Source organism: Salipiger sp. HF18 (genome assembly GCF_011806505.1).
GTDB classification, from domain to species: domain Bacteria; phylum Pseudomonadota; class Alphaproteobacteria; order Rhodobacterales; family Rhodobacteraceae; genus Salipiger; species Salipiger thiooxidans.
In genome coordinates, this window is the sequence record NZ_JAATOS010000825.1 from 1 (window position 1) to 1070 (window position 1070).

The following is a 1070-nucleotide window of genomic DNA, read 5'->3' on the forward strand; positions in this document are numbered from 1 at the left end:
TCTTCGCGGTAGAGCCGGTAGATCCCCGAGGCTTCTCCCTCGCGCCGCAGCAGCACGAAGAGCCGCCGATAGCCGAACCGCCGACGCTCGTTGGCCAGCTCCCGCAACCGCCCGCGCAGCACCGTGTCCGGCGCACGCTGCGTCTGGTAGCGGACCATCTTGCGATCCGCCCCGGCAATCCGGCACGCCCGCCGTTCCGAGAGCCCGAACTGGGCTTTCAGATGCGCGACCGCCTCGCGCCTCAAGGCAGGCGTTACCACTTTTTTGAAACCAGTTCCTTCATCGCCGCCAGGTCCAGCATCTGCTCGGCCAGCAGCTTCTTCAGCTTGGCGTTCTCGTCTTCGAGCGTCTTCAGCCGCTTTGCCTCCGGCACCGTCATGCCGCCGAACTTCGCCTTCCAGTTATAGAAGGTCCCTTCCGACATGCCGTGCTTGCGGCACAAGTCCGCGCACTTCGCGCCTGCCTCGTGTTCGGCCAGGATGCCGATGATCTGCTCGTCCGTGAATCTCGTTCGCTTCATTGTCCGTCCTCAAGTTGGGTCGGACTCTAATCGATGGTGGAGGAAAAATCCCGTGGCAGGTCAAACATGACCTAGGATCGCAGCAGCCTCTTGGCGGTTCGGCTGCTGACGATGGGCAGGGATGGCCTCAATCCGCTTCAGCAGATCTGCGCGCGGCAAGTGCGTGACCTCCGCCAAGGGCAACCAGGAAAAACCTCGCTTCCCGGCCAGATCCTGAGCTGCCTGAAACCGCTTCTCGGCGTCTTCCGTTGCACCTGCCAGACGCGCTTCCCAAGCTTCAATCTGCGCACGCCAGATCGCGGGCGCCTTGGCCTCTGCTTCAGCCTTAGAATCTGTATGAAGGCTTAGCCAAAGCTCTTTGCGGGGCTCAACCTTGCTATAGCGGGCAGGCACGCGCTTGCGCAAATTCCAGGTGGTTCCACGATAGTGCCCCCGCGCGTGGTGTAGGAGCGTGGACCTTCGGAGAGGTCCGAGTCTGATCAGGATGCCACGGCGGGCAACCTGACGGTGGGATTGTCGGTGACGCGGGCCAGGGTTTCAAGGCTCATGT

General features: G+C 62.4%; 1 protein-coding gene and 1 pseudogene. Both read right to left on the bottom strand.

All coding sequences use genetic code 11. The features are described 5' to 3' along the window. A pseudogene (locus HC022_RS27285) lies at positions 1-520 on the bottom strand (transposase); the annotation flags it as partial. A 60-nt stretch (positions 521-580) separates the two neighbouring features. Then, a complete protein-coding gene (locus HC022_RS27290; protein WP_368484877.1) occupies positions 581-1006 on the bottom strand; it encodes a DUF6538 domain-containing protein in 426 nt (141 codons plus the stop codon). Positions 1007-1070 lie beyond the last annotated feature (64 nt).